Source organism: Leifsonia naganoensis (genome assembly GCF_013410615.1).
Classification (GTDB): Bacteria; Actinomycetota; Actinomycetes; order Actinomycetales; family Microbacteriaceae; genus Leifsonia; species Leifsonia aquatica.
On record NZ_JACCHJ010000001.1, the window covers coordinates 2,445,199 to 2,470,880 of the forward strand.

At 70.3% G+C, this 25,682-nt stretch carries 24 protein-coding genes; 12 read left to right on the top strand and 12 right to left on the bottom strand.

The window, feature by feature from the left end:
* Window positions 1–133 precede the first annotated feature (133 nt).
* Both HNR14_RS11815 and HNR14_RS11820 read right to left on the bottom strand, forming a co-directional pair.
* Complete coding sequence (locus HNR14_RS11815) at window positions 134–1,291, bottom strand: glycosyltransferase (protein ID WP_179701207.1); 1,158 nt, start codon at window positions 1,289–1,291, stop codon at window positions 134–136.
* A 2-nt stretch (window positions 1,292–1,293) separates the two neighbouring features.
* Window positions 1,294–1,869, bottom strand: a complete 576-nt coding sequence (locus HNR14_RS11820; protein WP_179701208.1) for an LbetaH domain-containing protein — start codon at window positions 1,867–1,869, stop codon at window positions 1,294–1,296.
* 56 nt (window positions 1,870–1,925) lie between these two features.
* Here HNR14_RS11820 and HNR14_RS11825 point away from each other — a divergent pair, with 56 nt between their 5' ends.
* Window positions 1,926–3,101 carry a glycosyltransferase family 4 protein gene (locus tag HNR14_RS11825; RefSeq protein ID WP_179701209.1) on the top strand — a complete coding sequence of 392 codons (1,176 nt, stop codon included), beginning with the start codon at window positions 1,926–1,928 and terminating at the stop codon, window positions 3,099–3,101.
* A gap of 5 nt (window positions 3,102–3,106) precedes the next feature.
* Entirely contained in the window at window positions 3,107–4,432 is a 1,326-nt protein-coding gene (locus HNR14_RS11830) for an MATE family efflux transporter (RefSeq protein ID WP_179701210.1), read from the top strand.
* Here HNR14_RS11830 and HNR14_RS11835 read toward each other — a convergent pair.
* Window positions 4,392–5,114 (bottom strand): CDP-alcohol phosphatidyltransferase family protein, encoded by a 723-nt coding sequence (locus HNR14_RS11835; protein WP_179701211.1) that lies wholly within the window; start codon window positions 5,112–5,114, stop codon window positions 4,392–4,394. The genes HNR14_RS11830 and HNR14_RS11835 overlap by 41 nt on opposite strands.
* A 220-nt stretch (window positions 5,115–5,334) precedes the next feature.
* On the opposite strand from HNR14_RS11835, the gene HNR14_RS20895 reads away from it, so the two are divergent.
* Both HNR14_RS20895 and HNR14_RS11845 read left to right on the top strand, forming a co-directional pair.
* A complete protein-coding gene (locus HNR14_RS20895) occupies window positions 5,335–9,645 on the top strand; it encodes a LamG-like jellyroll fold domain-containing protein (RefSeq protein ID WP_218875028.1) in 4,311 nt (1,436 codons plus the stop codon).
* A gap of 13 nt (window positions 9,646–9,658) precedes the next feature.
* Window positions 9,659–11,140, top strand: a complete 1,482-nt coding sequence (locus HNR14_RS11845; protein WP_179701213.1) for a glycerophosphodiester phosphodiesterase — start codon at window positions 9,659–9,661, stop codon at window positions 11,138–11,140.
* Here HNR14_RS11845 and HNR14_RS11850 read toward each other — a convergent pair.
* The 9 genes from HNR14_RS11850 to HNR14_RS11890 all read right to left on the bottom strand — a co-directional run bounded on the left by HNR14_RS11850 (window position 11,074) and on the right by HNR14_RS11890 (window position 19,957).
* Window positions 11,074–12,336: a glycosyltransferase gene (locus HNR14_RS11850; RefSeq protein WP_179701214.1), complete on the bottom strand. Its 1,263-nt coding sequence runs from the start codon at window positions 12,334–12,336 to the stop codon at window positions 11,074–11,076. The genes HNR14_RS11845 and HNR14_RS11850 overlap by 67 nt on opposite strands.
* Window positions 12,333–13,322, bottom strand: a complete 990-nt coding sequence (gene fcl, locus HNR14_RS11855; RefSeq protein ID WP_179701215.1) for a GDP-L-fucose synthase — start codon at window positions 13,320–13,322, stop codon at window positions 12,333–12,335. Before fcl ends, HNR14_RS11850 begins: the two co-directional genes overlap by 4 nt.
* A 1-nt stretch (window position 13,323) precedes the next feature.
* The gene (gene gmd, locus HNR14_RS11860; protein WP_179701216.1) at window positions 13,324–14,442 is read right to left on the bottom strand and encodes a GDP-mannose 4,6-dehydratase; all 1,119 of its coding nucleotides are present in this window, start codon (window positions 14,440–14,442) and stop codon (window positions 13,324–13,326) included.
* Window positions 14,443–14,680: 238 nt separating this feature from the next.
* Window positions 14,681–15,406, bottom strand: a complete 726-nt coding sequence (locus HNR14_RS11865) for an SOS response-associated peptidase (RefSeq protein WP_179701217.1) — start codon at window positions 15,404–15,406, stop codon at window positions 14,681–14,683.
* A gap of 45 nt (window positions 15,407–15,451) precedes the next feature.
* Window positions 15,452–16,570: a DUF998 domain-containing protein gene (locus HNR14_RS11870; protein ID WP_179701218.1), complete on the bottom strand. Its 1,119-nt coding sequence runs from the start codon at window positions 16,568–16,570 to the stop codon at window positions 15,452–15,454.
* Window positions 16,571–16,612: 42 nt separating this feature from the next.
* Entirely contained in the window at window positions 16,613–18,175 is a 1,563-nt protein-coding gene (locus tag HNR14_RS11875; RefSeq protein WP_179701219.1) for a glycosyltransferase family 39 protein, read from the bottom strand.
* Between the two features lie 171 nt (window positions 18,176–18,346).
* Window positions 18,347–19,384, bottom strand: a complete 1,038-nt coding sequence (gene mgrA, locus HNR14_RS11880) for an L-glyceraldehyde 3-phosphate reductase (protein WP_179701220.1) — start codon at window positions 19,382–19,384, stop codon at window positions 18,347–18,349.
* A gap of 103 nt (window positions 19,385–19,487) precedes the next feature.
* Window positions 19,488–19,646 (bottom strand): hypothetical protein, encoded by a 159-nt coding sequence (locus HNR14_RS11885; RefSeq protein ID WP_021762671.1) that lies wholly within the window; start codon window positions 19,644–19,646, stop codon window positions 19,488–19,490.
* 53 nt (window positions 19,647–19,699) lie between these two features.
* Window positions 19,700–19,957 (bottom strand): LapA family protein, encoded by a 258-nt coding sequence (locus HNR14_RS11890; RefSeq protein ID WP_179701221.1) that lies wholly within the window; start codon window positions 19,955–19,957, stop codon window positions 19,700–19,702.
* Between HNR14_RS11890 and HNR14_RS11895 the strand changes: the two genes are divergently transcribed.
* From HNR14_RS11895 to HNR14_RS11930, 8 genes are all read left to right on the top strand, one after another.
* Window positions 19,935–20,501 (top strand): GNAT family N-acetyltransferase, encoded by a 567-nt coding sequence (locus HNR14_RS11895; protein ID WP_343064473.1) that lies wholly within the window; start codon window positions 19,935–19,937, stop codon window positions 20,499–20,501. The genes HNR14_RS11890 and HNR14_RS11895 overlap by 23 nt on opposite strands.
* Before the next feature lie 64 nt (window positions 20,502–20,565).
* Window positions 20,566–20,946 carry an ArsR/SmtB family transcription factor gene (locus HNR14_RS11900; RefSeq protein ID WP_179701222.1) on the top strand — a complete coding sequence of 127 codons (381 nt, stop codon included), beginning with the start codon at window positions 20,566–20,568 and terminating at the stop codon, window positions 20,944–20,946.
* Window positions 20,943–21,428, top strand: a complete 486-nt coding sequence (locus HNR14_RS11905; RefSeq protein WP_179701223.1) for an SRPBCC family protein — start codon at window positions 20,943–20,945, stop codon at window positions 21,426–21,428. The genes HNR14_RS11900 and HNR14_RS11905 overlap by 4 nt, the downstream gene beginning before the upstream one ends.
* A complete protein-coding gene (locus HNR14_RS11910; RefSeq protein ID WP_179701224.1) occupies window positions 21,425–22,039 on the top strand; it encodes a dihydrofolate reductase family protein in 615 nt (204 codons plus the stop codon). Before HNR14_RS11905 ends, HNR14_RS11910 begins: the two co-directional genes overlap by 4 nt.
* Window positions 22,040–22,459: 420 nt before the next feature.
* Complete coding sequence (locus HNR14_RS11915; RefSeq protein WP_179701225.1) at window positions 22,460–23,242, top strand: thioesterase family protein; 783 nt, start codon at window positions 22,460–22,462, stop codon at window positions 23,240–23,242.
* A gap of 580 nt (window positions 23,243–23,822) precedes the next feature.
* Window positions 23,823–24,029, top strand: coding sequence for a cold-shock protein (locus HNR14_RS11920; protein ID WP_039923385.1), 207 nt, complete (start codon window positions 23,823–23,825; stop codon window positions 24,027–24,029).
* Between the two features lie 137 nt (window positions 24,030–24,166).
* Complete coding sequence (locus HNR14_RS11925) at window positions 24,167–25,261, top strand: fatty acid desaturase family protein (RefSeq protein ID WP_179701226.1); 1,095 nt, start codon at window positions 24,167–24,169, stop codon at window positions 25,259–25,261.
* Between the two features lie 70 nt (window positions 25,262–25,331).
* Window positions 25,332–25,664: a hypothetical protein gene (locus tag HNR14_RS11930; protein WP_179701227.1), complete on the top strand. Its 333-nt coding sequence runs from the start codon at window positions 25,332–25,334 to the stop codon at window positions 25,662–25,664.
* The last annotated feature ends 18 nt before the right edge of the window (window positions 25,665–25,682 follow it).

Genomic DNA, 25,682 nt, shown 5'->3' on the forward strand with positions numbered 1-25,682 from the left:
ATCGTGGGCGCGATCTTCCCCGTCTACATGCTGATCCTGCTCCGCGGCTCGCTGCTGCAGGCGTCCGGCACCGTCACGATCGCGGTCGCCTGCATCCTCTTCGTCGCCCAGAGCGCACGGGCCGGTCGCGATGCTACGGCAGCGGACGCGGGACGTCGGCTGGCGCTGCGCCTGCCGGCTCCCCGCCCGCGGCTCGCCGATAGACCGCGAGGAGATCCCTCGCGATCGCCGACATCGAGAAGCGCTCTTCCGCCGTCCGGCGCGCCGTCTCACCCATCCGGCGACGACGCTCGGGGTCGTCCAGGAGGGTCGTGATCGCGTCGGTCAGCGTGTCGAGGCGGGCGTCGACCACGATCCCGGAGCCGCTCTCGGAGACCGCCGGCGCGAGCCCGCAGGTGTCGGTGACGATCACCGGCACTCCCGCAGCCATCGCCTCGAGCACGCTCATCGGGTAGGGCTCGTCGACCGCGGGCAGGACGTAGACCGAGGCGCGCGCCATCCGTTCGTCGGTGGAGGCGGGGTCGATCGGCCCCTCCCAGCGGATGTCGGCGGTCGCCGAGCCGATGAGACGGTTCACCTCGTCGCCGCGTCCCTCGTCCGGGCCGACGAGCCGGAAGCGCACGTCCGGGAATCGCTCCGCCACGCGCTCGGCCGCGGCGACGAAGACCTCTGGGCGTTTGCGCGGAGCGAGCCGGGCCAGGTACAGCACCTCGAGGCCGTCGTCGTCCTTCCGGGCTCGGGAGGCCGGCACCCCGTTGCCGAGCGGGACGAGCCGGAGGGAGTCGCCGGCCACGGCGCGGAGCCCCTCGTTCTCCACGGGCGTCAGGAACAGCACGGCCGCCGCCTTCCGCAGCACCGGCTTCGTCCAGAGGGCGTCGAGCGGACGCGCGAGCGGGTTGCCGGAGGGGTCGATCATCCCGTGGGTCTGCACGACGAGCGGGACGCCGGCCGCCTGGACCGCCCGGGCCGCGGGCAGCGTGACGAGGTCGCGGGCCAGGTGCACGTGCACCACGTCGGCCTCGCGCGCGGCGGTGGCGATCCACGACCGCAGCCGCGGCGCGGCGAGTCCGGCGAAGCCGACGCCCGGGAGCACGGTCCGTGCCGGGAAGAGGGCCGCCGGGACTCCGTCGAGCTCGGTCGGCAACGGGCCGTCGAAGCCACGTGCCGCCCCGGCGATCGTGACCTCGTGCCCCTGCTCGCGCAACGCGCGGGCCTGGTTGACCGCGACCCGCACCGGGCCGCCGTACTCGCCGGTCGGGCTGACGAGAGTGACCACCGAGAGGATCCGCATGGTCAGTCTCCCGAGACCGGCGTGCGGGGCCGGCGGCCGTTGGCCGGAGCGCCGAGTGGCGCCGTGATGAGAGCGTCCTCGGGCACGTCGCCGGCGACCAGGGCGGTCGCGCCGACGACGGCGTTGCGTCCGATCCGGCTGCCGCGCAGCACCGTCGCCCGCGCCGCGATCCACGCGCCGTCGTCGACCGTGATCGGCGCGTTGTCGAACTCGAAGGTCGGAGAGCGCCGGTCGTGGCTGCCGGTGCACAGCAGCACGCCCTGCGAGATGCACACGTCGTGGCCGAGCGTGACGGGCTCGAGGTTCAGGATCCAGGCCCCCTCGCCGATCCAGCAGTCGTCGCCCACGGTGAGCTTCCAGGGCCAGTGGATCTTCACGCCGTGCCGGATCAGCACGCCGTGCCCGATGCGGGCTCCGAAGGCGCGCAGGATGGCGTTGCGCACCGGGACCGGGCACCACCATCGCACGACCACGAGCCCGGAGACGAGCAGCCAGAGCACTTGGACGGCGGGCCCCCGCCCCTTGTCGTATCCGGCGCCGGTGAAGCCGGCGAGGCGACGCGTCGAAAACTGTGACATTTTCTCAGTGTAGGGCTGACGTGGTTAGACTCCCACACAACCCGAAAGGATGCCCGATGGCGCGGAAGGACCGAACGGAGGCGGGCGAGCCTCCTCGCATCGTCTGGGTCTCCGGCGCGTACGGGTACGACGGCGACCTCATCTACTTCCGCGACGTGTTCGCCGAGTTCGTCCGCCGATTCCCGGGCGGCGAGATCCCGGTCCGGCGCGACTTCCCGGTGGAGCGCTACCCCGAACTGCCCCTGCGCCCCCTGCTGCGGTTCATCCGGCTGGGGCGGTCGCGCCGCCGCGTCGGCGACGTCGAGTACCTGGGGGTCTACCGCATCCCCACGCCCGGCACCTTCGTGCGCCTGCTGCGCGAGCGCGCGGCCGCGCACATCCTGATCGAGTTCAGCCCGACCTCGCTCACGGGTTTCGTCGCGGCGCGGCTGACCCGGCGCCGCGTCGTGCTCCTGATCGAGTCCGATCCGGCGTTCCGCGGAGCCCCGGGCAGCCGGGCGGCGCTGGCCGTGAAGCGGTTCGTCGCGCGGCGGGCCGACGCGGTCGTCGTCAGCAACGCGGCCGGAGAGCGCTTCGTGCGCGAGACGCTCGGCGTGCGGCACGACCGGGTGGTCGTCGGCCCGTACCTGACCTCCGCGCCCGCGGCACCGGGCGACGCGGGATGGGAGGTCGAACCGTCGGATCCCGCCCGGCTCCTGTTCCTCAACTCCGTGACCCGCCGCAAGGGCATCCTCCAGTTGGTGGAGGCGCTCGCCGCGCTGGGCGACGGCGCGCGCGGCCGGTGGGTGCTCGACGTGGTGGGAGGCGGGGCCGAGCTGGAGGCCGTGCGGCAGCGGGTCGACGAGCTGGGGATCGCGGAGCAGGTCGCCTTCCACGGGCGCGTGCCCTACTCCGCGACGGGACCCCACTACGCGGCGGCCGACGTCGTGGTGTGCCCCACCCTGGCGGACTACCGCTCCCTGAACGGGTTCGAGGCCGTCAACGCGGGCAAGCCCGTGCTCATCTCGACCTACGACGGCGCCCATGCCGAGATCCTCGCCGCAGCACCCGCGGTGCGCGTGATCGACCCGCGGGACGTCGCGAGCCTCACCCGTGCGCTCGCCGAGACGCTCGAGCCGGAGGCGCTCGCCGCAGCCAAGAGGCGGGCGGCCGCCGTGCCCGGGGACTTCACCGTGGACCGGGTGGGCGAGAACCTCGAACGCGCGGTGACGATCGCCTTGAGCCGCGCATGAGGCGCATGAGGAGCATGCTCCGGGCGGCCGTGGCGATCGCCGGCAAGCCGCTCGTCCTCTCCCAGGTGCTCACGAGCGCCGCGGGTGCGCTCGCGACGATCTTCGCCGCCGCCTTCATGGACTCCCAGGAGTTCACCCGGTTCGCGCTCGTCAACCTGCTCTCGGTCACCACCGTCGGGCTCGTCCGGTCGTTCCTCTTCCAGCCGGCGCTGATCCGGTTCCGGCACGACAAGGCCGCGCACGCTCCGTTCTCGACGGCGATCGTGGGCGCGGTCCTCGCGGGCGCGGTGGTCGCGGGTGGAGCGGTCATCCTCGGGGTCGGTCCATGGTGGGAGAGCGCCGTGCTCTTCGTCGGCGCGCTCTTCCCGATCCTCCAGGACTGGCTCCGCTACCGGGCGATGTCGTTCGACCGGCGCTGGGACGTCGCGCTCAGCGACGGGATCCGTCTCGTGTCGGTCGCTCTCTCCCCGCTCATCCTGATCACCCGCCCGGACGCGGTGATCTACCAGTCGTACCTCGGTCTGGCGCTCGCCGTCCCGGTCGTGCTCATGCTCATCCGCCTTCCGCGCCCGCGGAAGGTGACGCCGCTGCGCGAGTACATCGGGCCGGCGTCCCTTCAGCTCGCCGACTTCGCCATCGGCCAGTTCAACTCGACGCTGCCCCTGCTGGTGCTCGGCGCCCTCGGATCGTCCGCACTGATCGGCGGCGTGCGCTTCGCGCAGACCCTCCTCGGCCCGCTGAACCTCGTCTTCGCCGCGAGCACGACCAACCTGATCGCGGACGGCGCGACGCGCGGAACGTACGCGAGCACCGAGAGTCTCATCCACCAGGGGACGCGGCTGGCCAGGACCCTCGGCCTCGTCGCCGTCGGCGGCGTCGGTGTGCTCGTCGGCGTGGTGGCGGCGAGCGGGTTCGAGCTGCGCGGCGTCGCGAACGGACCGCTCGTGATCGGTCTCACGATCGTGGGGGCCGCGACGCTGAGCTCGGGATGGGCGGGTATCCACGCGATCGTCATGCGTCTGCTCGGCCATCAGGCGATCGTGACCGTCGGCCGCGCCTGCCTCGTCTTCGCGAGCCTGAGCGCGTTCACCATCGGCTATCTGCTGGGCGGAGTGGATGCGAGCCTCGCCGCCGGCTTCCTGACGGCCGCCGTCGTCGCGCCCATCGCCTTCATCGTGCCCGCGACCGTGCTCTACCGGCGGCACCGGCGCGGCGAGCTGTCCGAGCTCGGGCCCGCGGCGGCCGAGGCGGCGCAGGAGGAGGTCGAGCTCTCGGAGGCCGACAGTCCCGTCAGAGGGCTGCCGGACGACTCAGCTCCCGGAACCATTTGACGACGAGCAGCACGGCGATCACCGTGTTCGCGGCGAAGAGCAGGGTGTACACGGTCAGGAAGAGCGGCGCCCACCACCACAGCAGGAACGAGAGCGCCAGGATCCCGTAGTCGGCCGGCAGCAGCGCCAGCGCGCGGAGGGTCGACGGGGCGCGGGGCGCCTCCACGGTCGACGACGCCCGTTTCAGGAGGTCGATGAGCACGCCCCCGGCGAAGGTCACGATGGCGACGACCTGGAAGGCGAGGGGCACCCAGAGCCATCCCGCGCCGGCGACGCCGAACCGGAACGCGACGACGAGCACGGTGGCGTGGACGGCGACGATCTTGCCGGCGTCGACCACGTGATCCAGCCATTCGCCGGCGGGGGAGCTGCGGCCGGTGAGGCGCGCGACCTGCCCGTCGGCGGAGTCCAGGGCGAATCCGAGGACGAGAAGTGCGGCTCCCAGGATGCCGGCGAGGGGGCCGGGACCGGCCACGATGACGACCGCCAGGCCGGCGACGGTCACGAGGGCGGAGGCGGCGGTCACCTGATTCGGGGTGGCGCCGAGGCGGTAGGCGGCGGCGGCCAGCACGCGGCCCAGCGGACGGTTGACGAACCGGGAGTACAGCGAGACGCCGCGCTTGCTCTTCTGCGCCTGGCTCAGACGGGCGACGGCCTCTCCGAAGCTGAGCTCCGCCTTCATGGTCACCATCCGTCCCCGCCCCCGATCGGGGGGCGTGCTTTCCCAGCAAAAAGATGAAACAGTCTCAGTGTTCTATAAAGGTGAGGATTTCCCAACTTGCGGGAGCCTCGCTCCAGTCCCGACGATGACAGCCCCATCACCGTCGATCCGACCCGAGGGGACGAGGGCTATGCGCAAATCTATCGGCATCGCGGCAGCTGCCGCAGTCACACTGGCATTGGTGGTCGCCGCACCGTTCACCCAAGCCGCCTCGGCACTGTCGCCGGGCGTCTCGTTCAGCGCGGCGGACCTCCCCACGTGGCAGGTGAACAACGAGGTCTATGCCCTCGGGCAATCGAAGGGCAAGGTGCTCGTCGGCGGCAGCTTCACGAGGCTCTCGCCCCCCACGGGCGCCAGCGGGACCCCGCTGACGGTGACCGGTCTGGGCGTTCTCAACGCCGAGACGGGCAACCCCGACAGCTGCCAGTTCCCCGTGACCCTCTCGGGCGGCACGCCGACCATCCGCGCGATCACCCCCGCCGTGGACGGCAACACGCTCTTCGTCGGCGGCTCGTTCTCGACGATCGGCGGCGTCAACGTCAACCGCATCGCCCAGCTCGACCTGAGCACCTGCAAGGTGCTCCCGTTCCACCCCCTCGGCGGGGCGATCAACGGCGCGGTCTACGCGATCGCGGTCAAGGCGAACACGGTCTACATCGGCGGCGCGATGACCGCGGTCGGGACCTCGACCCGCCAGCACTTCGCCGCGCTGAACGCGACGACGGGCGCACTGCTCCCCTGGGTCGCGGACACCGACCTCACGGGCCGTGCGATCACGGTCTCGCCCGACGGCACCAAGGTGGCCATCGGCGGCGACTTCTTCACGGTCAACGGCGCCGACTCGCACTCCATCGGCGTCGTGGACGCCACGACGGGCACGAACCTCGCCAACTACCCGATGCCGTTCATCGCGCAGACGTCGGTCACCAAGGCGCTCACGAGCGACGGGACCTCCTTCTACGGCGGCAACGAAGGCACCGGCGGCGGCGTCTTCGACGGCGTGTTCGCCGTCGACTGGAACACGCTGCAGCAACGCTGGCGCGACACGTGCCTCGGCGCCACCCAGGCCCTGCTCGTCTACAAGAGCACCCTCTACGAGGCCACGCACCACCACGACTGCAGCAGCATGAACCAGCAGCAGGACGGCACGCGCATGTACTTCAACGCCTCGTCCACCGACACCCCGTACCTCCTCGGCTGGAACCCGCGCGGCAACGACGGCATCAACGAGGGCATCGGCCCGCGTGCCAACGTCGTCGCCACCGGTGCGACGACCGGCAAGGACTATCTCTGGTACGGCGGCGAGTTCACCCAGATCAACGGGCACGCCCAGCAGGGCCTGACCCGCTTCGGGCCGGACGACACGACCACACCGCCGACGCCGTCGGCCAGCGCAGAAGCGTTGACGCCCAACGCCATCCAGGTGCGGCTCCGCACGGTCGTCGATCCGGACGACAGCCTCCTGACCTACAGCATCTACCGCAACGGCGGCACGACCCCGGTCTGGACCGGTCAGGCGAGCTCGCTGTGGTGGACCCGCCCGCAGGTCACCTGGACCGACACCAATGTCACACCGGGAACCACGTACACCTATCGGGTGACCGCGAACGACGGAACCAACACGAGCCCGCTCTCGGCGGTCGCCTCGGCCAGGGCCACCGGCACGGGATCCGCGTATGCGGCAGCCGTGCTGGGTGACAGCCCGAACCTGTTCTGGCGCTACGACGAGACCTCGGGCACGTGGTTGCAGGACAAGTCCGGCAACACGACCGCCGGCCTCAACGGGACGTACGAGAACGGCGCCATCGGCGGAGCCGCCGGCGCGATCAAGAACGACCCGAGCACCGCGGCCACCTTCAACGGATCGTCCTCCCAGTACGCCTGGAGCGACGAGATGATCCAGGGCCCGAAGGTCTACAGCGTCGAGACCTGGTTCAAGACGACCACGACGACCGGCGGCAAGATCGTCGGATTCGGCAACGGCCGCCCGGAGACCAACAGTGACGCGCCCAACCTCAGCAGCAACTACGACCGTCAGATATACATGACCAACGGCGGCCAGCTGGTGTTCGGCGCCTACAACGGCGGCACCGCCACCATCCAGTCCAGCAGCGCGTACAACGACGGCCAGTGGCACCAGGCGGTCGGGACGCAGGGACCGGGCGGGATGACGTTCTACGTCGACGGCGTCAAGGTCGGGCAGAACACGGTCTCCGGCAACCAGGACTACGTCGGCACCTGGCGGGTCGGCTACGACAACCTGAACGGGTGGCCGTCGCAGCCCTCGGCGAACTACTTCACGGGTTCGATCGATGACACGGCCGTCTACCCCTCGGTCCTCAGCCCCACCCAGGTGATCAACCACTACACGACGGCCGGCTACACGCCCAACGTGCAGGCCGCGCCCGCCGACAACTACGGGAAGGCCGTCTACAACGACAACCCGGACATGTACTGGCGGCTGGACGAGTCGTCCGGCACCACCGCGGCGGACTCGTCCCTGTACGCCCAGCACCCGGCGACCTACACCTCCGGCGTCCAGCTCGGGCAGCCCGGAGTGCTCGCCGGCCACACGGCCGTGACGCTCCCCGGCAACTCGAACGGTACGATCGCCGAGGCGCAGCCGCAGGGCTCGACCGGCGCGTTCAGCTCCGAGCTCTGGTTCCGCACCACGTCGACCACCGGCGGCAAGCTGGTGGGCTTCGAGGACACGCAGACCGGCAACGGTTCGAACTACGACAAGCAGGTCTACATGACCGACTCCGGCCAGCTGCTGTTCGGCGTCTGGGTCGGCTACGTGGCCTCGGTCACCTCGCCGGCGTCGTACAACGACGGCAACTGGCACCAGCTGGTCGCCACCCAGGGAGCCGCGGGCATGGCGCTCTACGTCGACGGGGCCCTCGTCGGGTCCAACGGCGAGACGTCGAACCAGAGCTTCACCGGCTACTGGCGCCTGGGCGGAGGCAACATCGGAGGCTGGCCGTCGTCACCGTCGAACTTCTTCTTCACGGGGTCGATCGACGAAGCGGCCATCTACCCGACGCAGCTGAGCGCCGCGCAGGTGAGCGCCCACTACGGTCTCGGGACGTCCGACACCACGCCTCCGACGGCTCCCTCGGGCGTCGCCGCGACGAACGCGGGCGGAGCCCCTCAGGTCTCCTGGACCGCCAGCACGGACAACGTGGGAGTGGCGAGCTACTCCGTCTACCGCGGCACCACCGCCGGGTTCACGCCCGGCGCGGGCAACCAGGTCGCCAGCGGCGTGACCACGACCTCGTACACGGACGCCGCCGGCCTCGTCGGCACGTACTACTACAAGGTCGTCGCGCTCGACGGAGCCGGCAACGCGAGCGCACCGTCGTCCGCGGGGTCGATCACGCTCAACGACACGACGCCGCCGACGGCGCCCACCGGAGTCGCAGCCTCCCTCAGCGGGAGCACCGTCTCCCTGAGCTGGACCGCGGCGACGGACAACGTGGGCGTCACCGCCTACCAGGTGCACCGCAGCACGACCTCCGGGTTCACCCCCGACGGGTCCACGCTGATCGGGACCGTGTCGAGCACCTCGGCGACCGACACCCTCCCGGGCATGGGGACGTACTACTACCGGATCGTCGCGGTCGACGCGGCGGGCAACTCCGGTGCCCCGTCCGACCAGGCGACGGCGACGCTGGGCGACACCACGCCGCCCAGCGTGCCCTCCGGCCTGAGCGCCACGGCGAGCGGGTCGACCGTGGCGCTCTCGTGGACGGCCTCCACCGACAACGTCGGGGTGACCGGCTACACCGTCTACCGCAGCACGACGTCCGGGTTCGCCCCGAGCGCCGCCACGCAGATCGGGACGACGGCGGGCGCCTCCTACACGGACAGCGGAGTGGCCAACGGCACGTACTACTACGTCGTGACCGCGACGGACGGGACGAACACCAGCGGCCCGTCCGCCCAGGCCTCCGCGACCGTCGCCGTGACCGCGGTGACGGTGACCTCGTCGGTGAACTCGACGCAGGACGCGATGGTCGCCGCCTCCGTGCCGACGACCAACTACGGGACGTACAACCAGCTGTCGGCCCGTGGCGGATCCGGCGCCTCGCCCATCCAGTCGTTCCTCACGTTCGCGCTGCCGGCCGCGCCGGCCGGCTACACGCTCACCGGCGCGACGCTCCAGGTGCGCACCTCGGGCGATGCGACGGCGGGGACGGCGAACGCGGTGCTGTTCAACCTCCTCTCCGGAGCGTGGGATCAGTCGACCGTGAACTGGAACACGCGGCCCACCGGGATCGGAGCGGCGCTGGGCACGCTGACCGGCGCGACCGCGGTCAACACGCCGTACACGGCGACTCTGGACGCGTCGCAGCTCGCACCTCTGCTCGGCACCTCGACATCGATCGCGATGACGATGGCGGCGGCCGACACCGACAACCTCCGGATCTACTCGTACGACAATTCGGCCTCGCTCCGGCCCGTCCTGCAGTTGACGTTCACCAAGTCCTGATTAAGATCGTCGGATGAAGACGGGTGGGCGGCCGCCGGCCGCCACGACTCCGAGAGCACTGAGCCGCCGGGACTTCCTCGTCCTCGGCGGCTCGGTGCTGCTCCTGGCGGGGTGCACCTCGCCCCCTCCCGGACGGGCGACGACGGCCGCGCCGTCGTTCACACCGACCCCCAGCACCGATGCGGTGCACACGGTCGCCACGCTCACCGCCACGACGCCCTTCTACATCGCGCACCGCGGCTCGGGCGACAACTGGCCGGAGCACACGATGGAGGCGTACGCCGGGTCGATCGCGGCCGGCGTGCAGGCGATCGAGGTGTCGGTCAACGCGACCAAGGACGGCGTCCTGATCTGTCACCACGACACCGACATGGCGCACACGAGCGGCGCCAACGTGAAGATCGCCGACGCGACCTGGGCACAGCTGCAGGCCCTCCACATCGACGCGAGCCGCTGGCTGGGCCCCGCCGCCCGTCCGCAGCCGATCCCGGAACTGAAGGACGTGCTCGACCGCTTCGCGCGCACCCACGTGATCTTCATCGAGGACAAGCAGGGGACCAACACCGCCGCGATGCTGGACCTGATGGACACGTATCCCGAGTCGAAGGCGCACTTCGTGTGGAAGCAGTGGGCCGGCGCGGCGCAGGTGAAGGCGGCGCGCGAGCGCGGGTACGCGACCTGGGGGTACTTCAGCCCGGAGCTCATCCCGAACGCCGCGGACATCGCGGCGGACTTCGATTACCTCGGTGCGATGCACACGTTCAGCGACGACGAGATCGCGGCCATCGTCGCGGCCGGCAAGCCGGTGATCGTGTGGGAGGTGCACTACCGTTCCACGGTCGACCGGTTGAAGCGTCTCGGCGTCGTGGGCATGATGACGTCGAACATCCCCTATGTCACCCATCTCGCCGCCCCCGCGAAGAGCGACGCCTTCGGCACCGGTCTGCGGGCCGCCGGTGACCTCCCGTGGACGGTCGATCAGGGATGGGGGGCGCAGCCCGCGATCTCCGCGCGTGGCGCGACCGTGACCCTCGCCGACGACGCCGCCCAGAGCTACCTGATGGGGTCGATGGCGGGGGAGAAGGCCGGGCCCGCCACGATCGAGGCGGAGCTGCAGTGGGGTGCGGGGACGGAAGGCGGCGCCGGCGTCGCATTCGGGCAGAAGGACGACGACGTGTACCGCCTCGGCGTCCCGGGACCGACGGGCGGCTACCACGCCCTTTTGCACGCCGACGGACGGCTCGAGATCGTCAAGCGGGCGGTGGGGGAATCGGACGGGACGGTGATCGCCTCGGTCGCGACGACGCCGCCGAGCGTCGGGGAGTGGGTCGCGCTCCGCGTCGTCGTGAGCGCGACGGGAGTCGCCGTGACGCGGGACCGCAAGAAGCAGTGGACGGCGGCCGCCGCCGACACCGACTACAGCGGCCCCTACTTCTGGCTCTGCAAGGAGCGCGGGGCCGGTTCCGTGGCGTACCGGCGGCTGACGCGGGCGTGAGCGGCGAGCGTCGCCTCGATCGCGTCGACGCAGGGGTCGGCGCCGAGCTCCTCCGTCATGAAGCGCTCGCCGGCGGCCGCGAACTGCGTCGCTAGCGCCGGGGAGTCGGCGAGCCGCTCGGCGCCGGCGAGGAGGGCCTCCGGATCCTGCGCGTCCACGCGGAGCCCGGTACCGGTGCCCTCGATCTCTTCGCCCGTGATGCTCGTCGCATCGGTCGCCGCCAGGACGGGGCGGCCGGTGCTGAAGTACGACGTGAGCTTGCTCGGCACCGACATCTCGGTGAGGCCGGCGCGCTCGTTGACCAGCAGGATGTCCGCCGCCGCCAGCGCCGCCTCGAAAGCGCCGTCGGGTAGTGGCCGCAGGAACTGGAGGTGGTCGTTCGGGTCGAGCACCTCCAGCTCCTCGCGTCTGTTGCCGTCGCCGAGCAGCACGAAGCGCACGCGCGACCCTCGGTCGGCTGCGAGCCGGGATGCCTCGACCACCGACTCGAGCGCCTGCTTGGCGCCCATGTTGCCGGCGTGGAGCACCACGACGTCCTCCGGCGCCCAGCCCAGCGCGGCGCGGGTGGCCTCCCGACCGGCGCCGTCGGCGGCGCGCACGTGCGTCCAGTTGCGCACGACGGACACGCGGCTCGCGGCGGCGCCCAGCGTGTCCACCAGGTACCGCTTGAACCGGTCGTGGATGGCGATCACGCCGTCGCTCGAGCGCACGAGGCGGCCCTCGACGGCGCGGGCGATGCGGCCGGCCCGGCCTCCCCCGACACCGCTCTCGGCGACGCCCAGGCTGTAGATGTCCTGCACCCACGTCACGACCGGCACGCCGCTGAGGCGCGCCCGGAAGCGGGCGACGACGGACGAGAACAGGGCCGGGGTGACCAGCACGACGACATCGGGATGGTTCCAGTCGCTGAACGCGGCGCGCACGCCGAACACGACCTCCATCACCGCACGGTTGATCAGAGCGGGGCGGCGCGGGACGGGATGCCGCTTCCTGGTCACCCGCACGCCGTTGATCCCCTCGAAGCGGGTGGACCCGGTGTAACCCGGTGTGATGGCCCAGGCGGGGTAGTGCGGGTAGCCCACGATCGCCGAGACGACGTGGCCGCGGCCGGCCAGCCGCTCGGCGGCGTCGGTCGTGTACACGGCGATCCCGGTCGTCTCCGGCGCGTAGTTCAGGCCGACGAACGTGATCTTCACGCGGCGGCCCCCACGCGGCCCCGATACCCGTCGTGCTGCTCGATGAACCACTCGTAGGTCGTGCGCAGTCCCTCCTGGAGCGGGATGCCCGCCGACCAGCCGAGGGAGGCGAGCAGCGACACGTCCAGCAGCTTGCGCGGGGTGCCGTCGGGCTTCGTCCGGTCGAACCGGATCGAGCCCCGGTACCCGGTCACGGCCGCGACGCTCTCCGCGAGCTCGCGGATCGAGCAGTCCACGCCCGTGCCCACGTTGATGTGCGACAGCATCGGGCGGGTGTGCGCGTGCAGGGTCCCGGGGTCGAGCTCCATGACGTGCACGCTGGCCGCCGCCATGTCGTCGACGTGCAGGAACTCCCGCAACGGCTCGCCGGACCCCCACACGACGACCTCGTCGGCCCCACCCTGCGCAGCCTCGTGGAAGCGGCGGAGGAGGCCCGGGATGACGTGGCTCCCGACCGGGTCGAAGTTGTCGCCCGGCCCGTACAGGTTCGTCGGCATGACGCTGCGGTAGTCGCGCCCGTACTGCCGGTTGTAGCTCTCGCAGAGCTTGATGCCGGCGATCTTGGCGATGGCGTACGGCTCGTTGGTCGCTTCGAGCGTGCCGGTGAGCAGCGCCGCCTCCGACATCGGCTGGGCGGCGTCCCTGGGGTAGATGCAGGAGGAGCCGAGCAGGAGCAGCTTCTCGATCCCGGCCCGGTGCGCGGCGTCGACGACGTTCGCCTGGATCATCAGGTTCTCGTGGATGAACTCGGCCGGGCGGGTGTCGTTCGCGACGATGCCGCCGACCTTGGCCGCGGCCAGGTAGACCTCGTCGATCGTGTGCGCGTCGAAGAACCGGCGGACGGCGGCCGGATCGGTCAGATCGAGTTCGTCGTGCGTCGCGGTCAGGATGTCCCGGTAGCCGAGCGCCTGGAGGCGGCGGACCAGCGCGGAGCCGACCATCCCGCGATGGCCCGCGACGTAGACCGTGCGTGTGGTGTCGCGCATGTCACTCGGCCGGGACGAGCACGGGGTAGCCGTGCGAGCGGAGGAGCGAGGTCTGCTTCGCCGCGAACAGGTCCTCCGCGACCATCTCGGCGCAGAGCCGCTGGATGCCGATCTCGGGCAGCCAGCCCAGCTGCTGGTGGGCGAGCTCGGCGTCGCCGAGCAGGGTGTCGACCTCGGCAGGGCGGAAGTAGCGCGGGTCGACGCGAGCGATCACATCGCCCTCCCGGACCGCGGGTGCGCGTTCGGTGTCCACCGAGAGCGCCCGGGCGACCTCGTCGACGCCGTCGCCCTCGAAGGCGAGGGTGATGCCCGCCTCCGCGGCGGCCATGGTGATGAAGTCGCGGACGGAGAACTGCTGCCCCGTCGCGATGACGTAGTCCGCCGGCGCGTCCTGCTGCAGCATCATCCACTGCGCCCGCACGTAGTCCCGGGCGTGCCCCCAGTCGCGGAGCGAGTTCAGGTTGCCGATGTAGAGGCACGGCTCGATGCCGTGGGCGATGTTGGCGACGGCGCGGGTGATCTTGCGCGTCACGAAGGTCTCGCCGCGACGCGGGGACTCGTGGTTGAACAGGATGCCGTTGCACGCGTACATCCCGTACGACTCGCGGTAGTTGACCGTGATCCAGTACGCGTAGAGCTTGGCGGCCGCGTACGGCGACCGCGGATAGAAGGGCGTGCGCTCGCGCTGCGGCACCTCCTGCACCAGCCCGAACATCTCGGAGCTGGAGGCCTGGTAGAAGCGCACGGTGTCGGTCATCCCGAGCAGCCGGATCGACTCCAGCAGGCGCAGCGGCCCGAGTGCGTCGACGTCGGTGGTGTACTCCGGCTCTTCGAAGCTGACCGCCACGTGCGACTGGGCGCCGAGGTTGTAGACCTCGTCGGGCTGCACGTCGTGCATGATCCGGGTGAGGTTGGAGGAGTCGGTCAGGTCTCCGTAGTGGAGGAAGAGGTTCGGGCGGTCGTGGTGCGGATCCTGGTAGATGTGGTCGATCCGGCTCGTGTTGAACGAGGAGGCGCGGCGCTTGATGCCGTGGACCTCGTAGCCCTTGTCGAGCAGGAGCTCGGCGAGGTAGGAACCATCCTGTCCGGTGATTCCGGTGATCAATGCCCGCTTCTTCATTCGGGTCCCCCTCCGGGTCGTTTGTGCTCCCGGCCGTCCGTCCAGGGGGGTGGTCCAGGGCGACGGACGGCCGGGAAGCTGTCACGAGAGCTGATGCGTTGTCGGGTGCTGCATTTCGGGTGTCTCTCGTACATGGAGGACGAAACCAAAATGAGAATCTGTCACCATGAATAAACTGAGAATACATCAATTCTCAGAAGGGTAGACGCCCTCGTTCGGGGGCCGTGGCAGGCCCGCGTCAGCTCTGCTGATCCGCCAGCGGCTCGATCAGCTGGGGCCCGTCGTCCTTCGTCGAGAACGACGCGATCCGGTCGAAACGCAGTGTCTGCGCCTCCGCGACCCCCGCGGCGACGGCGTCGTCGACGAGCGCCTGGTCGCCGACGATCGACGGGTCGATCCAGTGCAGCCACATGTCCTCGGGCAGGATCACCGGGTTGCGGTCGTGGATGTCGGCCAGCGTCTGCACGGCGTCGGAGGTCAGGATCGTGGCGGTGAGCACCCAGCGGTCGGGATCGTCCTCGGCCTTCGTGTGGTCGCGCCACCAGGAGTACAGACCGGCGAAGCCCATCAGCTGGTCGTCGGGGTAGCGGATGAAGTAGGGGGTCTTGTGCCCCTTCTCGCCCTGCCACTCGTAGTAACCGCGCGCGAGCACGATCGCACGGTGCGACTGCACCGGCTTGCGCCAGGTCGACTTCTCCACGATCCCCTCGGCGCGGGCGTTGAAGGTCGGGAATTTCAGCTTGAGCTCCTTCGACCACCCCGGCACGAGCGACCAGTGGGCCCGCTCGAACCGCAGCTCCCGGTCTTTCGCGGAGTCGATCAGCACCGGGACGTCTTCGGTGGGCGCGATGTTGTACGCCTCCTCCCAGTCGGCGCGCCAGTCCTCCGGCCGCCTCCCGGTGCGCTCCACGAACTCGGTGATCTCGGCGTTGACCCTGTCGTCCATCGCGAACCTGCCGCACATGCGGGCAAGCGTACCCGCGACCGCCGACGAACGGCGGTGCGGTGATCAGCGCGCGAGGCTCCGCGCCGCGGCGTCCGCGGTCGTGGCCGTCGTGATGCGCAGGAAGACGATGATCCAGCTGAAGATCAGCACCGCCGCCACCAGCTCCACGGCGGTCAGGTTGTAGTCCCCGATCGCGAACAGTACGGCGACGAGCGCGATCACGGCGAGGAACGCCCAGCCGAGGGCGATGAAGGCGCGGGGCAGGTCGGGCAGCAGCCAGCGCAGCCCGATCACGAGGGCGCAGAACACCAGGGCCATCCCCGTGGCGACGGTGTTGTGAATGAGGAGGAACTGGTTCACCGGGAAGAGCCCGACGCAGGTGAGCAGGACGCCGATCACGATCAGGGCCGTGCGCACGCGCAGGGCGCCGCGGGACGGCGCGCGATCGTCGGGCCCGGAGGAGCCGGTGGCGTAGCGGGCGATGGCCGTCACGAGCACCCCCGCCACGATGACCGTGAGGTTGAACGTCATGCCGGAGAGGTCGTCCGTCATCCCGAGCGCGCTCAGGTTCTCCTTCCACCAGTGCGGGTCGGACGCGGTGATCATGCTCGTCAGTGCCCCCAGCACGAGGAAGACCGCGAGCACCGTGGAGAGGAGCAGGGGATTCATCTTCGCGGCGGAGAGGAACACGTAGTAGGCGCTGACGGCCGCGGCCGTGGCGACGAGCAGTGCGCCGGGGAAGGAGAAGACGAAGGCGTCCTGGAAGCTGCGTGCGAGGACGAAGCCGAGCACGGCCCAGAGCAAGAGGACCACGATGGCGTGGGCGACGGCGATCGCGACCGTGTCGAACACCTCGACGGCGACGCCCATGCGCGAGCTCCGGCCGGAGCGGGCGGCGCCGAACCAGGCGACCCGCCACGACGCCCAGCGACCGCCGCCATAGGCCAGGAGGGCGACGACCCCGCCGGCGACGGCCGCGAACTCGCCGATCGAACCGGGCCCGGAGATCGTCAGGTGGCGGCCGCCGAACACGAACAGGGCGACGACGCCGACGGCGACGAAGGCCAGCGTGCCGACGCCGAGGGCGACGGATTCGACGGAGGAGGCGCGCAGCAGCGTGCTCCGTCCCGTCTCGATGCCCGCCGTGGAAGTGGTGTCCTCGTCCGCCTCGGATGCCCGCATGTCACCGAGCATAGGGGTGGCGGGCATCGCCCCGAAGAGCCGTCAGCGCGTGAGTTCGATGATGGCGGTGCGGTGCGTCGTGACGATGCGGCCGGTCGGCTCGAAGCCCAGCTCGGTCAGAGCCTCCCGGCCGTAGTCGCGGAGGTTGCCGTCGACGTCGTTCTCGATCAGCCACACCCGGTCCACATCGTCGAAGCGGCCGCGCTCGGCCGCATCCTTCACCCCGTAGGCGCGGTCGGCCCAGCCGACGTTCTCGGAGTACGGCGTCTCGAGCGTCACGTCGCGGACGTTCACGAAACCGGCGGGGTAGGTGTGCATGGCGAGGCGGGGCCGTTGGGAGGGGCGGGTCGACTCGTCGAAGACGACCGCGTCGCCCGGCTTCGCGACGGCTCCCATCGCCGCGCTCACCTCCGACCAGTCGCTGTTGTTCTTCGCGTACGGCCCGCGCTGCAGCTGGTAGACCGGGGCGCACACGGCGACGAAGCCGAGGAGGCCGACGCCGCTCACGATGACGGTGCGTCGGGCGTCCCCGCGCCCGATCCAGCGCCCGAGCACGAGGATCCCCTCGGCGACGAGCAGCGCCGCGGCGGGCGCCGCGAAGGTCGAGTAGCGCGCGGTGTAGAGCGGGAAGACGAGGTTCGCGAGCAGGAGCGCACCGGTCGGCACGATCAGCCAGCAGAACGCGACGGTCGTCGCCGTCACCGGGACGCCGGCGCGCAGGTGGAGGCCCGCCCGGCGCCAGGCGGCGATGCTGCCCCCGACGGCGAGGAGGATGAGCGCCCACGCGACGGCCGCCACCCATGGCGTGCTGAACCACGGGGCGTAGAGGAGGGTGGACGGGTCGAGCGTCTGGGCGCCGAGGTAGCCGATCTGGCGACGCTCGAAGAAGGCCAGCAGCGCGATCGGTGTGATCGCCAGCGCGGTTCCCGCCATCGCGAGCGCCCACGAGACGAGGGTCCGTCGCGACGCGCGGGTCAGGAGGAGGACGGCCAGGTGGCCGAGTGCCAGCGCGATCATGTAGAGGAACATGTACGACGCGACGGCCATCCCCGCCCCGTACAGCAGCCAGCAGGTGCGGCGCACGCTCGCCGGGACCGTGCGACCGCGCCCGTCCACCAGCCAGACGAAGAGCAAGGTAAGCCACGCGGCCGCGGCGGCGCTGAACGCGAACGATCGCGCCTCCTCGCCCGCGTAGGTCATGCGGGGGAGCACGGTGCCGACGATCCCGGCCGCGATCGCCGCGGTGGGCCCGCCGCGGCGGCCGGCCAGCAGGGTGATCGCCGCCACGGCGAAGCCGATCGCGACGGCGCTCGGGAACCGGATGGCGAAGGCGCTCTCGCCGACCAGCCGGATCCAGCCGTGCAGGCCGAGGTAGTAGAACCCGTGCACCGCATCCACGTGGAGCAGCATGTTCAGGAGGCTGCCGACCGGTCGCTGCGCCGACATCACGCTGGCCGCCTCGTCGCCCCAGAGGGACGGGATCCAGCTTCCGGTGGCGCTCACCGCGGTGGCGACCAGGCCGAACGCGATCGCGATGGTCCACGGGCGCACCGCAGCCAACGGTGCGGCGCCCGTGCGCCGTTCGGTCTCGATGATCGCGGTCATGTCCACAGCCCCCGGACTCTAACGCTCGTAAGAGAACTGCAGGCAGTCAAGCAGAGAACGTCGAGTATCGGCCGGGAACAGGATGCGCGTACTCACACGTGACATTCTGCACATGGCCGCCTGAGTGGTTCCGGTACGGAGCCGCTCCGGCGTGCGATAGGGGGTGGTGGCTCAGGCCTCCCCGCGGCGCGCACCCGCCCAGAGGTCGACGCCCGCGTCGACCGCGTGCTCGTCGATCGCGGCGAGCTCGTCGGCGGTGAAGTCGAGGCGATCGAGCGCCGCGACGTTCTGCTCCAGCTGGCGCACGCTGCTGGCACCGGTCACGAGCGAGGTGACGCGCTCGTCGCGCAGCGCCCAGGCGAGGGCGAGCTGGGCGAGGGTCTGACCGCGGGCGCCGGCGATGTCGTTCAACGCGCGGAGGTGGCCGACGGCCTCGTCGGTGAGCCAGCTCTCGTCGAACGAGCCGCCCGCCGCGGCGCGGGAGCCCTCCGGCACGCCGTTCAGGTACTTGTCGGTCAGCATCCCCTGAGCGAGGGCGGTGAAACCGATGACGCCGACGCCGAGGTCGGCGGTCGCGTCGAGCAGTCCCTCCGTCTCGATCCAGCGGTTGAGCATCGAGTACGACGGCTGGTGGATGAGCAGCGGCGTCCCGAGCTCGCGCAGGATCTCGGCGGCACGACGGGTCTCCTCGGCGCCATACGACGAGATTCCGACGTACAGCGCCTTGCCGCTGCGTACCGCGGTGTCGAGGGCCTGCATCGTCTCCTCGAGCGGCGTGGAGGGGTCGGGCCGGTGCGAGTAGAAGATGTCGACGTAGTCCAGCCCGAGCCGGGTCAGCGACTGGTCGAGGCTCGCGAGCACGTACTTGCGGCTCCCGCCGCCCTGGCCGTAGGGGCCGGGCCACATGTCCCAGCCGGCCTTCGACGAGACGATGAGCTCGTCGCGGAAGGGCACCAGGTCTTCGCGCAGGATGCGGCCGAAGTTGGTCTCGGCGGCACCGTAGGGCGGCCCGTAGTTGTTCGCCAGGTCGAAGTGCGTGATGCCGAGGTCGAACGCACGGCGCACGATCGCGCGCTGCGTCTCGATCGGTCGGTCGTCGCCGAAGTTCTGCCAGAGCCCGAGGGAGAGGGCGGGCAGGTCGAGTCCACTGCGGCCGGTGCGGCGGTAGAGCATGCTGTCGTAACGGTTCGGGGCGGGTTCGTAGGCCATGGTTCCAGATTCGTGGGTCGGCGGAGGGATGTCCAACAGCGCAGCGCGATGCGATTCAGCACCGCCGGATCTCAATCCGGCGGCGCGTGGCGGTGCCCGTTCGTCAGGAGCGGTTGGCGGTCCGCCGCAGCCAGCCGATGATCGCGGTGATCACGAAGAGCACCAGACCCAGGATGGCGAGCCAGAGCAGACCCTTGATGGCGAAGCCGAGCACCGCGAGCACGGCCCAGATGACGAGCAGGATGATGATGAGTGCGACCATGCCCCCACCGAACCCCCGGCCCGGGTGCGCGTCAACCGGTGTGGCGCCCGCGGTCAGCGTCGCTTGCGCGCCGCCCGGTTGCGCGACATGATCCAGCCCGCGATGGCGCCGATGACGAAGACGATGAGGACGAGCGCCCACGTCGGCATCGCCAGCTGACCCCAGAGCAGGAAGATCGTCGCGGTGTCGCCGCCGACCGCGTTCTGGATGGCGACCACGGCGAGCAGCACCACGAGCACGATGGCGAGCCATCGGCGCTTCAAGAAGGTGACGAAGGAGTTCTCTCCCGTGCGGGACCCGGTCTGGCTCATGGGGTCAGTATGGCGTGAAGGCGCGCGGGATACCATGCGGGAAATGGAGGACGACGACAACGCCCGGCACGCGCCCGAGTCGGCCGCGGTCAGGGGCGACATCCTGATCGAGGCGGCGAGGCCGGGGGATGTCGCGGACATCGAGGCGCTGGTGCGCGAAGCCTACGAGCCGTACATCGCCCGGATCGGTCGTCCGCCCGGTCCGCTCGGCGAGGACTACGCCGTCGTCGTCGGTGACGGGCGGGCCACCGTCGCGCGACGGAACGGGCGAATCGTCGGCCTGCTCATCACGGCCCTGCATGCCGACCACGTACTCATCGAGAACGTCGCGGTGGCTACGAGCGAACGGGGGACCGGCCTCGGCTCCGCACTGCTCGCGATCGCCGACGACAGGGCGAGGGCGGCCCGTGTCCCGGAGGTCCGCCTCTACACGCAAGAGAAGATGACCGAGAACCTGGCCTTCTACCCGCGGCGTGGCTTCGTCGAGACCGGACGGCGCACTCAGGATGGTTTCGCCCGGGTGTTCTTCGCGAAGCGGGTCTGACCGACTCTTGACGACTCTCCCCGACAGTCGTACTCTTTACTCAACCGAAAGGTTGATAAAGCAAATGGTTGATCACAACGAGGACGCCGCACTCGACGCGGCCTTCGCTGCACTCGCGGATCCGGTGCGGCGCGCGATGGTCGCGCGCCTGAGCCGCGGACCCGCCACGGTCGGCGAGCTGGCCGAGCCGTTCGACATCACCCTGCAGGCGGTGTCGAAGCACATCGGCGTGCTGGAGTCGGCCGGGCTGGTTTGGCGCACGCGTGACGCGCAGCGCCGCCCGGTCCACCTCGACGCCGCCGCGCTGGAGCGCCTCACCTCGTGGATCGACCGCTACCGGCTCGAAGCCGAGGCCCGCTACCGGCGCCTCGACGCCGTGCTCGAGCCCCACCCGGCCGAGCACTCGAACACAATGCAGTACCGAACGAAGGAGAAGGAGTCATGAGCAACCCCGTCGTCATCGACGTCGTCCCGGGCACGTCGTACGCCGATCTCACCCGCGAGTTCGACGCACCCGTCGAAGCCCTCTTCCGCGCCCACGCGGAACCCGAGCTGTACGTGCAGTGGGTGGGCCCGCGCGCGCTCGACAGCATCATCACCGACTGGGACTTCCGCACGGGCGGCGCCTACGGGTTCGAGCAGACCGACCCGGAGGGCAACACCTACGGGTTCCGCGGCGTCATCCACACGGTGGTCGAGAACGAGCTGATCATCCAGACGTTCGAGTACCTCGGCGCTCCCGGCGAGGTCAGCCTCGACCGTATGCACTTCGAATCGCTGCCGGGCGGCCGCTCCCGTCTCGTCGGTCGCTCCGTCTTCACCTCGAAGGAGGCGCTGGAGGGGATGATCGCCGAGGGCATGGAGTACGGCGTGACCGAGGGCTACGAGAAGCTCGACGAACTGCTGACGCAGGTGGTGGCGTCATGACGCGTGTCGTCGCCGACATCACGATCTCCCTGGACGGCTTCGTGACCGGCCCGGACGCCGGCCCGGAGAACGGTCTCGGTACCGGCGGCAAGCCGCTGCACAACTGGGCGTTCTCCGACGACCCCGACGACCAGCGCCAGCTCCAGGAGGGGATGACGCGCTCCGGCGCGGTCGTGATGGGGCGGAACCTCTTCGACGTCGTCGACGGCCCCGGAGGCTGGAACGACGAGGTCGGTTACGGCGCGGGCGAGGTCGGCAAGCCTCCGTTCGTCGTCGTCACTTCCGAGCGCCCCGCGTCGGTGCGGCTGACCGGGCTGGACTGGACCTTCGTCACCACCGGCCTCGTCGATGCGATCGCCGCCGCCCGCGAACGGGCCGAGGCGGCCTCCGCCTCCCGCGACGCGGACCTCGACGTGGTCCTCATGGGCGGAGGCGCCCTCATCGGTTCGGCGCTCGCCGCGGGGCTGGTCGACACCCTCTCGCTGCATCTCTCGCCGTTGATCCTGGGGGCGGGCACGCCGCTCTTCACCCCCGGCCCGACCCGCGCCCTCGTCCAGCGGTCCGTGACCGTCTCGTCGACGGCGACCCACCTGATGTACGACGTGCTCTGAGCGCGGGGATGGGGTGGAAGCGCGTGCGATGCGGCAGCATCCTTTCTTTAGTATGCGCAAGCTGGCACTCTGTATTTGAAAGATCAGGCAGCCGCGCGGCATTCTGATCGATCAGTACGCAGATCAGGACGGAGCGCGAACATGGGACCGATCTTCTGGTGGAACGTCTGGAACACAGTCGGCGTCGCGGCGATCGCAGGAGGTGTCACAGCCGTCACCATCTGGGTGCGCCGTCGGAACCGTCGGCGGGACGCAGCAGTCTCTGATGAGTAACCCGGCGATACCTCCACGCGCGCGCTGTCAACCCCGTGCGCACCCGCACCCCGGTGTCATACCCTCGCCCCGGTGTGAAAACGCCACCTAGCAGCGGGAGCCCGGCCTCGTGCCGGGCTTCCGTGCTCGGCGACCTAGTCTGGAGACATGGCGACGACGGCATACTTCCTCCAGACGGGCGAGCACACGTACACACCGACCTCTGAGGCCGGCGGTGCCTGGGCCGACGACGAGATCCACTTCAGCCCCCTCGGCGGCCTGATCGCCCACGAGATCCTGCGGCACGCGGGCGAGCGCTCGGGGACGCCGCTGCAGCTCGGGCGCATCAGCTATGACATCCTCGGCTTCCTCGCCCTGGAGCCGGTGGAGGTGCACGTCGAGACGATCCGGCCGGGCCGCACGATCGAGCTGGTGGAGGCGACCGCCGTCATCCGCGGGCGGGCCGCCGTGAAGGCGCGCGCGTGGCTGCTCTCGGCGTTCGACACCTCCGAGGTGGCGGGCGGCGCACCGGAGGGCCTCCCGGCACCCGAATCGGCCACCAGCTGGCCGATGACCGATGTGTGGCGGGGTGGTTATGTCGCCTCGCTCGATGCCCGCGCCATCCGTCCGCCGGAGCCCGGGCGTGCGACCGTCTGGCTGTCGACGACGCGCGAGCTCATCGCCGGCGTGCCGGTCGAACCGGTCGCCTCCTGGCTCGCGCTCGTCGACACGGCGAACGGGGTCGCGGTCCGGCGGCATCCGACCGAGTGGATGTTCCCCAACGTCGACCTCACCGTCCACCTGCACCGCGAACCGGCCGGCGGCTGGCTCGGGCTGGACACGGGGGTCGTCTTCGGCTCGACCGGTCTCGGCGTCACCCGCTCCGTGCTCCACGACCGCGACGGCGCGGTCGGTTTCGCGGAGCAATCCCTCACCATCCGACGGCTCTGAGCGGAGCTCCCAGCCCATCCGTGTATGCTGACTCATGTCCGCACAGCGATGTGCTCCCACTGGTAGTACCTCGAGCCGGGACATCCCGGCCGCTCGACCAGCGGTGCCGGCGAATCGCGCCGAAACCCGCCCTCCTCGCGCTGACTCTCTCCGAAGCAGCCCCTCTACTCATCCCCGACGTGACGCAGCCCCTCTGCTGAGCCGGCCGTCACCATCCGCACACAGTGCGCCGACCAGGCGCCGAAGGAACACCATCACAAGCATTCTCGAACACGCGGCACCCGCCGCGACCTCCTGGCGACAAGCCGACGATGACGTCTGGGTGGCCACTCGATCCGGCGAATACGCCGGAATGGCCCACCGCGTCCTCGACGGGTTCGCCGTCCTCGACGAGCAGTCCCGGGCCGTCGGCGTCGCCGCCACGGTCGAGGCCGCGCAGGAGCTCCTGTTCCTCCCCACCACACTGCACTTCATCCCCACCGACGCGTGCTCGATCCCGAGCACCCACATTCGCCCGCTCCACATTCGGCGCGGGGCACGGAATCGTTCACACGGTTCACCATCACGAAAGAGAGAGACGATGGCTACAGGCACCGTCAAATGGTTCAACTCGGAAAAGGGCTTCGGCTTCATCGCCCCGGATGACGGGAGCGCCGACGTCTTCGCCCACTACAGCGCGATCGCCGCGACCGGCGGATACCGCAACCTCGACGAGAACCAGAAGGTCGAGTACGACGTCGAGCAGGGCGCCAAGGGCCCGCAGGCGTCGAACATCCGACCCGCTTGATCGGTCGAAGACGCCCCGTGGAACACGGGGCGTCTTCGCCGCCAATCTCCAGCTACGCCGCGTAGCGTTATGAATATCTAGGGCGTTCCGTCCATACCTCGGCTGAGAAGTCGCATCGACACCAGCGGAGGCAGACGATGACCGTATCCACTCTCGGACCGGTGCAGCGCACCAAGGTCCGTCCCGAGGGCCGCCAGCCCGTCACGAGCACGTACAACGAACTGCTCGGGCAGATCCGCTCGCAGGGGCTCCTCGAGCGCCGCCGCGGCTTCTACATCCTCGTCTTCGCCCTCCTCACCGCGGGCCTCGGCGGAGCGATCGCCGGTTTCGTCCTGCTGGGCGACTCCTGGTTCCAGCTCCTGATCGCCGGCGCGCTGGGCATCATCTTCACGCAGTTCGCGTTCCTCGCCCACGAGGCCTCGCACCGCCAGATCTTCGCGTCCGGCCCGGTCAACGACCGCGTGGGCCGCTTCCTCGCCACCTGGATGGTCGGGATGAGCTACCAGTGGTGGATGACGAAGCACACCCGTCACCACGCCAACCCGAACACCGTCGGCAAAGACCCCGACATCGAGTTCGACACGATCTCCTTCACCGAGGAGGATGCGGCCAAGCAGAAGGGCCTCATGGCGGCCATGACGCGCCGCCAGGGCTACTTCTTCTTCCCGCTGCTGATGCTCGAGGGCGTCAACCTCCACGTCACCTCGGTCCGCTCGCTCATGGAGCGCCGGCCCACCGTCGGCCGCTCGCAGGAGCTCACCGCCATCGCCGTCCGCCTCACCGTGTACCTCGGCCTGGTCTTCCTCTTCCTCCCGCTCGGGATGGCGTTCGCCTTCCTCGGCGTGCAGCTCGCCGTCTTCGGCGTCTACATGGGTGCGTCGTTCGCCCCGAACCACAAGGGCATGCCGCTGCTGCCGACCGGATCCCGCGTCGACTTCCTCAGCAAGCAGGTGCTGACCTCCCGCAACATCAAGGGCGGCTGGTGGATGAACGCGCTGATGGGCGGCCTCAACCACCAGGTCGAGCACCACCTGTTCCCGTCCATGCCGCGGCCGTCGCTGGCACGGGCCCGGGAGCTGACCCGCGCGCACTGCGCGACCCACGGCATCCCGTACACCGAGACCAGCCTCGTGCGTTCGTACGCGATCGTCATCGAGTACCTGAACCGGGTGGGCCTCGCCGCCCGCGACCCGTTCGACTGCCCGGTCGCCGGCGACCTCCGGCGCCGCTGAGGAGTGCAGGGCCGCAATCTCCGGCCCCGAACCCCTTGAATGTGGGCCCGCACCGGGGGACATTCGTGCCATGCGCAAGATCATCTACGGCGGGACCTCGATCTTCACGGGCGACAGGATCGCCGATGCCATCCTCGAGTACGGCGCCGCCCTCGCGGGCGCGAGCCAGGCGGACGTGATCGAGTTCCCCGGCCGCGACGCGAGCGGAGAACTGCGCGAGCTGCGCCTCCTGCTCGGCCCCGCCAGCCAGATGGTCTCCGAAGACGTCGACATCGAGTGGCCCGAGATCCTGAGCCCCGAGACGGTCGCCCACCTCGACGACCTGACCGCCGACCTCACCACCCTCCCTGACTTCGCCCTGCCGACCTTCGGCGATCAGGATGACCAGCGCGGCACCTCGTAGCCTGCGGCCGCCCCTCGC